This window comes from Congregibacter sp. (assembly GCF_045107095.1).
Classification (GTDB): domain Bacteria; phylum Pseudomonadota; class Gammaproteobacteria; order Pseudomonadales; family Halieaceae; genus Congregibacter.
In genome coordinates this window covers 1-8,501 of sequence record NZ_JBGCFU010000087.1, presented here as the reverse complement: position 1 = coordinate 8,501, position 8,501 = coordinate 1, and the positions used below count along the sequence as shown (strand labels likewise).

The window sequence follows — 8,501 nt, the reverse complement described above, 5'->3', positions numbered from 1 at the left end:
TCAAGTGTTTTTGAATTTATTGGACAACGCTCGAAGCGCGGCAGCAGAAGAAGGACCGGTTACCATCGATGCTCATCAGGATGGAGACACCACGACCATTTCTATAGATAACCCGGGGCCAGCGATTTCACCGGAGGTCATATCGCAGGTATTCGAACCTTTCTACACCACCAAAGATGTGGGAGAAGGTACAGGGCTTGGGCTCGCCTTGGTAAGGCGAATGCTCGAAGATATGGGAGGAAGCGTTAGCCTCGTGAGTCCCGCGCCAAGCTCTCCGGGGCGAGGGGTTCGCGCTCGTGTCGTGCTGTTTTCAGCGGAGTACGCCCAGAGCTTCGAGTAAGCATTATCCTGTGCTCACGACAGATCTGTTGAGAATGTTAGAATAACTGGCACCGCAATAAAGGACCCCCACCGATGCATAAGATACTGATCGTCGAAGACGAGTCAGTCATCCGCGCGGCACTCCGCCGTCTGCTGGAGAGACACGACTACAGCTTGGATGAAGCGGGATCCGTAGCAGAGGCCCAAAGCAGCTTTACCCTAACCGACTACGATCTGATCATCAGCGATCTACGCTTACCCGGCTCCCCGGGCACTGACCTCATCGCTTTGGCGGGAACGACCCCTGTATTGATCATGACCAGCTACGCCAGCCTGCGCTCTGCGGTGGACTCCATGCGCATGGGTGCCGTGGATTACATAGCCAAACCTTTTGATCACGCAGATATGCTCCAGTCGGTGCAGCGCGTCATCGATAAACACGCCCAACGAAGAATCTCCAAAGGAAAAAAATCACCCAAGACCGAAAAGCACACCGGAGCAGCCGAACCCGGTAACAGCGATAACGCTGTTGCGATGATCATTGGTGAATGTGAAGCCATGCAGTCCCTCGCCGAGCATGTGGAGAAGTTTGCACCCACGGACTCAACAGTTCTGGTACTCGGGGAAACAGGAACCGGTAAAGAGCTTGTCGCACGCGAAATTCACGCCCAGAGCAAGAGATCAGAGCAAACACTAATCTCTGTCAACTGCGCGGCCATTCCAGAGACACTGATTGAGTCGGAACTTTTTGGTTACGAGAAAGGCGCGTTTACAGGAGCCAACACAAACCGCATGGGGCTCATAGAAGCCGCTGACGGTGGCACTCTTTTTCTCGACGAAATTGGCGAGCTCCCCATGGAGGCGCAAGCGCGACTACTGCGATTTATTCAGGAAGGAGAAATTCGACGCATTGGCTCAGTACAGTCACGAAAAGTGAATGTGCGCCTTATTTGCGCCACACATCGAGACCTGCAGACACTGGCTGCCGAAGGCAGCTTTCGACAAGACCTCTTTTATCGCATAAATGTACTTCGCCTGAAACTCCCCCCACTGAGAGAGCGCGGAAAAGACATACTGTTTCTTGCCGAGCGACTTCTCGAGAAGCAAGCGACGCGGGCCAGCCGCGCCGCCATGACATTGTCTCCAAGAGCAATTCAAGCTATCACCACCTACCAGTGGCCAGGCAACGTACGGGAGATGGAGCATGCTATTGAACGCGCCGTAATCCTGACCGACGGCACCGAGATTGACAACGAAGCCCTGGGTATCGACCTCGAGCTGGTCAACATTAACCGGCTCCGCGGTGACCGTGTCACTGCCGGGGCCAGTAAACGACAACCACGTAACAGCGATCCGGTGGAAGATCTGTCACTGGAGGATTACTTCCAGCGCTTTGTGATTGAACATCAAGACTCAATGAGCGAGACGGAACTTGCACAAAAACTGGGCATCAGTCGTAAGTGTCTTTGGGAGCGCCGCCAGCGATTTGAGATCCCTCGAAAGAAGTCTGGTAGCGGGCGTCCACGAAAAGTCGCGAGTTAACCGTTACCCTCCCCGACTGATACCCACAGTAACAGTAGATATAGGTAACAAACTGCTTAGAGATTTAACAACACAAAGAACCGAAAAAACATAAGTAACTGATTATTAAACACTATTTTAGTCTGGCACAAAGACTGCTTTTATAGCCGCGCACAAGAATAAAAATAATGCGCACCGCAATAATAATAATTGGTTTAGTGAACCTGGAAGGGGGAAGTTTTTACTTCCCCCTCGTTCATTCTGGCTCCTACAAATCTCTCGCCGACAAACCGGCACTTGATAAACCAAGCCTGCAAACTAGCCTCTAATCAGTCTGACTACCAAAACGGCGAAGCGTTCCGCTCGCGCCGCAATAAAGTAGACTCCGGGGTGATTCCTCCGACGGCTCAAACCCCGATTTCACGACTACCCTGTGCTACCATGTGGGCTTCCCGAAAATGGCCACGAAAGCCCGGTGGCGAGCCCAGATCCGTGCTCCCTCGACCGCGAACATGGGCCTGCTACACCACTTCAATGGATCGCGACCCGCGGCCACGCGAAGCGACAGTAAGAAGAGAAGATATTAGCGTTTGAAAGTTATACCCAGAGATCAACACTGCGTCTCGCGCAAGGACATCAGTCCGGGCGCCTTGAAAGTCATGGCGAGACTCCGCGACCGTGAGCATCAAGCTTATTTAGTGGGCGGGGCTGTTCGCGACCTCTTGCTCGGTGGGCATCCCAAAGATTTCGATATCGCGACCGACGCAACACCTGAAGAAGTCCACGCTCTTTTCGGCAACTCTCGCATCATTGGCCGTCGGTTTAGGATCGTACACGTTCGCTTCGGCCGTGAAGTTATCGAAGTTACGACCTTTCGCGGACACCATGATGACGGCGACACGGCGACCACCGCTGCGAAGCGCTCCTCCCGAGGTCTTTTGTTGCGCGACAACGTTTTTGGCACGCTCGAAGAAGACGCCGTACGGCGTGACCTGACGGTGAACGCCCTGTATTACGACAGCGGAAGCTTCGAGGTATTTGACCAGGTGGGCGGCCTGGATGACCTTGAAGCTCGGCAAGTTCGCGTCATCGGAGACCCCGCCAAGCGATACCGCGAAGACCCCGTGCGGATGCTTCGCTGCCTTCGTTTCGCAGCAAAGCTCGATTTTCGTGTAGAGAAAGCCAGCGGCGCGCCTATTTCTGAGCTAGCCGGACTATTGGACGACATACCGGCAGCTCGACTCTTCGATGAGTTCGGTAAGCTATTCCTAGCAGGTAACGCTCAGGCCACCCTGCGCTTACTCAGAGAATATCGCTGCTTTGATCATCTGTTCCCTGACAGTGCACGCCTCGCCGATAGTGACCCCTTCTACGACCAGTTGCTTGACGCCGCCATGGGCAACACGGATCAACGCATTCGTCAGGGCAAGCCTGTTACGCCCGCATTTATTCTAGCCGCTGTGCTGTGGCCTGCTGTTTGCGAACGTCGGAAACAGCTCGAGTCACAGGGGGAAAAACCTGTGCCGGCCATGCATAGCGCAGGACAGGAGATTGTTGCTCAAGCTTGCCAGCGCATAGCAATACCTCGCAGATTCAGCATGCCGATGCGCGAAATCTGGGAAATGCAGCTTCGCCTGCCCCGCACGGAAGGTAAACGCGCTTTAGAACTTATGAGTAAGCGGCGCTTTCGAGCAGCTTACGACTTCCTGCTCCTCAGAGAGCAGGCGGGCGAAGACTGCAAGGGCCTTGGAGAGACATGGACACGGCTTCAGGAAGAACATGGCCCGATCGAGATAGTCGACTCCCCCGAAGATCACCGCCCACCGCGTCGTCGACGTCGGGGCGGACGTAGACGCTCGGCCCCTCCCGCGTGACACGGTGCTTTGTCGGCCTGGGCGCAAACCTCGGAGACAGCCATCACGCTCTGATCGAGGCCGCACAAGGCCTGGAACGTCTGGCAGACAATCGGCACATTGAGCGTTCAGCGATTTACCGTTCAGCGCCCCTGGGTCCTAAAGATCAGCCAGATTATCTCAACGCAGTGATTGCGATGACGACGACCTTGGAGCCCCTAAAACTTCTCGATGCCCTGCAGTCGCTCGAGACGAACGCCGGCAGGGTGCGTGATCGACACTGGGGGCCAAGAACACTGGATCTGGATCTACTGATCTATGGCGATGTGGCGCTCGACTCTCAGCGCCTTACGCTTCCCCATCGGGGAGTCTTCGAACGAAATTTTGTACTCCGCCCCCTTGCGGACATCGTAGGCGAAGATTGGACGTTCGAAGACGGCTCGACGCTCGCACAGCGACTAGGCGACTGCCCCGATAACGAGCTTCAAAGAACTGAGTTAGGCTGGTCTTTGGCACAACCCGAGGCGATAACTGCATGAGCGAGCTTGAACTCCGAGGTCGCAAGCCCCCAGCTTATATTGCGGTGGAAGGGCCCATTGGCGTGGGGAAAACCACCCTCACTCGACGACTGGCCGAAACCTTCAACCATGAGATCCTCCTTGAGGACGCCGAGCAAAACCCCTTTTTGGAACGCTTCTATCGGAATCGCAACGAGGCCGCCCTCGCGACTCAGCTGTTCTTTTTGTTCCAACGCGCACAAAAAATGCAGGAACTTCGGCAATCAGAGCTCTTTTCGCCGGTTCGCGTAGCTGACTTTCTTATTGAAAAAGACCCCCTCTTCGCGCGCATCAACTTAGATAGCGACGAGTTCGAGCTCTACGAAAAGGTCTATCAGAAGCTGACCATCGATGCACCGAAGCCGGATCTGGTTATTTATCTGCAGGCACCTACGGATGTACTCCTTTCACGCATCGAACGGCGTGGACTTGGACATGAAAAAGGCATCGATGGGCGCTATTTAGAGCAATTAAACGAAGTGTACAGCGAATTTTTTCTGTACTACGATGGCGCGCCTCTGCTGATCGTCAATGCCAGCATGATCGATTTGGCAGAGGGAGACAGTGATTATTTACAGCTAGTGGACTATCTATTGGATATCCGTAGCGGCAGGCACTATTTCAACCCTACTTTTTTTGGGTAGCCGCAGGCGCTTTTTGGGTAGCCGCAGGCGCTTTTGGGTAGCCGCAGGCGCTTACGGACAGCAAGCTTCCTGTTTTGGAGCAAATTTGTAGTTTATGATTAAAGTAACAATCAGCACTCTCGACAAGATGAAGGCCGCAGGCGATAAGTTCGTTTGCATAACCGCCTATGACGCTACTTTCGCTCGTCTTGTCAGTGAAGCTGGCGCAGAAACCATCCTCGTGGGCGACTCTCTCGGTATGGTTCTCCAAGGACACGACAGTACTATCCCAGTCACTATCCAGGATATGGAGTACCACACGCGCTCCGTTAACCGAGCGGCGCCCCACTCACTGGTCATTGCCGACATGCCCTTCATGACCTATAGCAACACTACCGAGGCCATGACCAACGCCACACGCCTCATGCAAGCCGGGGCACAAATGGTGAAGATGGAAGGCGGTGTATGGCTCAGCGACACCATTAGCGCTTTGGTGGAAAGAGGAACACCCGTCTGCGCTCACCTAGGCCTTACGCCTCAATCAGTGAATGCTTTTGGCGGATATCGGGTACAAGGCCGAACGCCAAAAGAAGCAAAGTCCATCCTTGCGGATGCCGTGGAGATTCAAGACGCCGGAGCAAGCTTGCTGGTGCTCGAATGCGTTCCAGCGGAACTCGCAGCCGATATCTCGGCCAAGCTCGACATCCCCGTCATAGGTATTGGCGCTGGCGCTGGCACCGATGCTCAAGTCCTGGTGATGCACGATTTACTGGGACTCTCTGATCACCAACCCCGCTTCGTCGAAAACTTCATGCTCGGTGCCGATAGCGTCCAAGCTGCATTGAAGGCGTTTGTCACATCCGTAAAAGACGGTAGCTATCCCCGTGACGAGCACAGCTATAAGTAACCCGCCCAACCCACATCTGCAAAACCACCGCAAATTCACCACAACAACATCACCCTCAAAGATAACTAAAAGTTACAAAAAGCGCTTCTTTTGGTAACAAATCGCCTTTGAAAGTGTGCGCTTGAACGCTTGCCCGACCCTCTTTAAAGCTGCATACTCGTCCGCCCTGAGCGGGAATACCCGCCATAATCTGGGGAAGGAAGCCTCAACTCTGCTAACAAAGAGAGGCGGCTGATAAACCCACCCTGACCGCAAGCGGGGTAGCAGTATGCTGGTAGTAAACAGCAAGGCTGGTTTGCAGCACGCCCTGCAACGACATCGCCTTGCCCAGGAGAACATTGCCTTTGTACCAACCATGGGCAATCTCCACGAAGGGCATCTGGAGCTGGTTCGCCGCGCGAAACAGCTAGGTCAGATCGTTGTTGTCAGTATCTTCGTCAACCCCATGCAGTTTGGCGCCAACGAAGACTTGGACGCCTACCCTAGAACGCTGAGTGCAGACCGGGAGAAACTCTTCTCCGAGGGTGTTAACTATCTGTTTGTACCGGCCGAGGATGACATTTATCCCGACGGCCTAAGTGCGCAAACGGTAGTCCGCGTACCGGACCTCTCCGAAACGCTTTGCGGCAGCAACCGCCCGGGACACTTTGACGGCGTTTCTACCGTAGTAAGTAAACTATTCAATATGGTGCAGCCACAGGTTGCGCTGTTCGGCGAGAAAGACTTCCAACAGCTGTCTATCATTCGCAAAATGGTTGATGACCTCTGTATGCCTATAGACATTATCGGCGTACCCACCGTTCGCGCTGATGACGGCCTAGCCCTGAGCTCTCGAAACCACTACCTAACTGTGCCGCAACGCAGTATTGCCCCGCTACTGCATAAAACACTGCTCGACTGCAGGGATGCCATAGCCTGTGGTTTTGATAACTTCCTGCAAATCGAATCTCACGCGCGCATGCAGCTTCTTCAAGCAGGCTTTGCCCCGGATTATTTTGCTATCCGCGACGCCCGCACACTCCAAGCGGTAGGAGAGAACACCGAAGAAATAGCGATCCTCGCGGCCGCTCGCCTCGGGGGCACTCGCCTTATCGACAATGTACGACTCACACTTAACCCTGCATCAGACTGGGGGATGCTGGCAACGCCCTGAGAAAAGCGCTCAGTCACACCAGGCAACTTAGACTAACGTAGGCTTGTCTCTGCGCTCCGTCCCTCTAGAATCACGTCTTCAAATAACGATTACTTGAGGGACCCACGATGTCTCACCACTTCCCTACCCATCCCATTCCCGATGGCTTCGCAGACGCACATATCAAGCCTGCAGACTACAAAGCCATGTATGAGCGCTCGATCACCGATCGCGACGGCTTTTTTGCCGATATGGCGACAGAGTTTTTGACCTGGGATAAACCCTGGGATTCCGTTTGTTCCTTTGACTTCGTGAAAGGCGAAGCCAGCTGGTTCGCCGGGGGCAAGCTCAATGTGAGCGTCAATTGCATTGATCGGCACCTGCCCGAGCGGGCTGAGCAAACCGCAATCATCTGGGAAGGGGATGATCCCAAAGACAGCCGTGCCATCAGCTATGCCGAACTCAAGAATGAAGTATGCCGACTCGCCAATGCACTCCGCTCTCGGGGCGTCGGCAAAGGAGACCGTGTGTGCCTCTATATGCCGATGGTCCCTGAAGCAGCCGTAGCAATGCTCGCCTGCACCCGCATTGGTGCCGTACACACCATCGTCTTTGGAGGCTTTTCCCCCGAGGCGCTCAAGGATCGAATCCAATCAGCGGAATGCTCCGCTGTTATTACCAGCGATGAGGGATTGCGCGGCGGTAAAGCCGTTCCTCTCAAAGCCAACGTCGACAAGAGTCTCGCCGATTGCCCTTCCGTAAGCACCTGCATTGTCGTGCGCCGCACCGATGCTGACGTCAATATGCAAGACGGTCGCGATGTTTACTATGACGAAATCACCGCAACCCAAAGCACCGATTGCGAACCGGAATCCATGGATTCGGAAGATCCGCTATTTATTCTCTATACGTCTGGCTCAACGGGTAAACCCAAAGGGGTTTTGCACACCACAGCGGGTTATCTCTTGCAGGCCAGCATGAGCTTCAAATACGTATTCGATTATCGCGAGGGAGAGGTGTACTGGTGCACAGCAGACGTGGGCTGGGTCACGGGACACTCCTACATTGTATACGGCCCCCTTGCTGTGGGCGCTACAACCCTGATGTTTGAAGGCGTGCCGACATACCCCGACGCGGGGCGTTGCTGGGATGTAGTCGACAAGCATCAGGTATCAACTTTCTATACAGCACCGACAGCGATTAGAGCCCTGCAAGGCAAGGGAGATAGCTTTGTTACACGCTCTTCGCGAAGCAGTCTGCGAATCCTTGGCACGGTAGGCGAACCAATAAACCCGGAAGCCTGGGAGTGGTATTTCCATACCGTTGGCGAGGGGCGGTGCCCTATTGTGGACACCTGGTGGCAAACGGAAACCGGCGCGCACATGATCACCCCTCTACCGGGCGCCACGAACATGAAACCGGGTGCCGCCTCTATGCCCTTCTTTGGTGTGGAGCCGGTCTTACTGGCTGAGGATGGAAGCGAGATAGAAGGCCCCGGAGCCGGCTATCTTGCCATCAAGTCATCATGGCCAAGCCAGATTCGCTCTGTATACGGCGACCATCAACGCATGGTGGACACCTATTTTT

8 protein-coding genes are annotated in these 8,501 nt (G+C 54.5%); all 8 read left to right on the top strand.

All coding sequences use genetic code 11. The features are described 5' to 3' along the window. Nucleotides 1-340, top strand: a 340-nt coding sequence (locus AB8B76_RS12005) for a sensor histidine kinase (protein ID WP_405272773.1), incomplete at its 5' end; no start/stop codon positions are given. A gap of 74 nt (nucleotides 341-414) precedes the next feature. Continuing rightward, a complete protein-coding gene (locus tag AB8B76_RS12000; protein WP_405272772.1) occupies nucleotides 415-1,863 on the top strand; it encodes a sigma-54-dependent transcriptional regulator in 1,449 nt (482 codons plus the stop codon). A gap of 569 nt (nucleotides 1,864-2,432) precedes the next feature. Further along, nucleotides 2,433-3,716 carry a polynucleotide adenylyltransferase PcnB gene (pcnB, locus tag AB8B76_RS11995; protein WP_405272770.1) on the top strand — a complete coding sequence of 428 codons (1,284 nt, stop codon included), beginning with the start codon at nucleotides 2,433-2,435 and terminating at the stop codon, nucleotides 3,714-3,716. Continuing rightward, nucleotides 3,713-4,234 carry a 2-amino-4-hydroxy-6-hydroxymethyldihydropteridine diphosphokinase gene (gene folK, locus AB8B76_RS11990; RefSeq protein ID WP_405272768.1) on the top strand — a complete coding sequence of 174 codons (522 nt, stop codon included), beginning with the start codon at nucleotides 3,713-3,715 and terminating at the stop codon, nucleotides 4,232-4,234. The genes pcnB and folK overlap by 4 nt, the downstream gene beginning before the upstream one ends. Continuing rightward, complete coding sequence (locus AB8B76_RS11985; protein ID WP_405272767.1) at nucleotides 4,231-4,896, top strand: deoxynucleoside kinase; 666 nt, start codon at nucleotides 4,231-4,233, stop codon at nucleotides 4,894-4,896. Before folK ends, AB8B76_RS11985 begins: the two co-directional genes overlap by 4 nt. A 94-nt stretch (nucleotides 4,897-4,990) precedes the next feature. Then, nucleotides 4,991-5,782 carry a 3-methyl-2-oxobutanoate hydroxymethyltransferase gene (panB, locus tag AB8B76_RS11980; protein ID WP_405272766.1) on the top strand — a complete coding sequence of 264 codons (792 nt, stop codon included), beginning with the start codon at nucleotides 4,991-4,993 and terminating at the stop codon, nucleotides 5,780-5,782. 268 nt (nucleotides 5,783-6,050) lie between these two features. Beyond that, a complete protein-coding gene (gene panC, locus AB8B76_RS11975; protein WP_405272764.1) occupies nucleotides 6,051-6,935 on the top strand; it encodes a pantoate--beta-alanine ligase in 885 nt (294 codons plus the stop codon). A gap of 107 nt (nucleotides 6,936-7,042) precedes the next feature. Continuing rightward, a partial coding sequence (gene acs, locus AB8B76_RS11970; RefSeq protein ID WP_405272762.1) for an acetate--CoA ligase occupies nucleotides 7,043-8,501 on the top strand: 1,459 nt, incomplete at its 3' end.

Bases quoted from the DNA above. Each gene is read 5' to 3' on its own strand.
- AB8B76_RS12000 (WP_405272772.1), top strand. From the start codon at position 415: ATGCATAAGATACTGATCGTCGAAGACGAGTCAGTCATCCGCGCGGCA.
- panB (WP_405272766.1), top strand. From the start codon at position 4,991: ATGATTAAAGTAACAATCAGCACTCTCGACAAGATGAAGGCCGCAGGC.
- panC (WP_405272764.1), top strand. From the start codon at position 6,051: ATGCTGGTAGTAAACAGCAAGGCTGGTTTGCAGCACGCCCTGCAACGA.
- AB8B76_RS11985 (WP_405272767.1), top strand. From the start codon at position 4,231: ATGAGCGAGCTTGAACTCCGAGGTCGCAAGCCCCCAGCTTATATTGCG.